The 726-nt window shown below is 41.3% G+C and carries 1 protein-coding gene; it reads right to left on the bottom strand.

Annotated elements, in window-relative coordinates; all coding sequences use genetic code 11:
- Window positions 1-726 (bottom strand): zonular occludens toxin domain-containing protein (locus HMPREF2865_RS03945; RefSeq protein WP_283120631.1); only part of this gene is annotated, 726 nt, incomplete at both ends.

Genomic DNA, 726 nt, shown 5'->3' with positions numbered 1-726 from the left:
TGCCGCCCATCGTAAGTACTTGTCCATTTTCAGGTGCGTAGGCTGTCTGCGATGCTGTTTGTGGCTGTTGCGCTGTTTGATGCTCATCCTTATATGGGTTGAACGGAAGGCCGTTTTTCACGTAGTCCTTGCACATGGTTTTAGAAACTTCTTTTAGCGGCGTGCCTTGGGTGCTATAACAAGTACAACCACTATTACCACCTTCAACGCAACCGGCGATGTATTCAAAAGTTTTAACTTGTCTTACATTGTCATAAATTGGTTTACTTTCAGGTTTTTCGGCTAGAGTAGGTACAAAATCTTCAGGCTTAAGATTTGAATTTATATCTTGTGTACTTTTAGATTGATCAGTTTCATTTATTGCCTGCGGTTCACTTGCAGAGGAATCAGAAACAGATTGAACCACTTCAGATTGGCCGCTACCCTGTTTATAAATCTGATAGACGTTGAAACCTTTCCAAGCCATAAAAGCAAAAATAGCTACCAAAGCCCAAACAGCAAGCGGAATATTCTTTTTAAACTTCTGATGCTGGCTGGATGATTTGTAATACTTGAAAGCATCTTTAGGCGGCTTCCAACTAGCTGATTCAACACCGCTGACACCGGCGGGATTATCAAGGTTTGTAACACATTTATACCAAGAATACTGCTTCATGCCCACGGCTTTGCGTTCAAGATGAGTATGTTTTGAAACAAGATTACGTACAAATACGTCAAGCTGACTTG

The organism is Neisseria sp. HMSC073G10, from assembly GCF_001812605.1.
GTDB lineage: Bacteria > Pseudomonadota > Gammaproteobacteria > Burkholderiales > Neisseriaceae > Neisseria > Neisseria subflava_A.
Note: the sequence above shows the minus strand (reverse complement) of the source record. Positions and strands in the feature narration are given on the sequence as shown.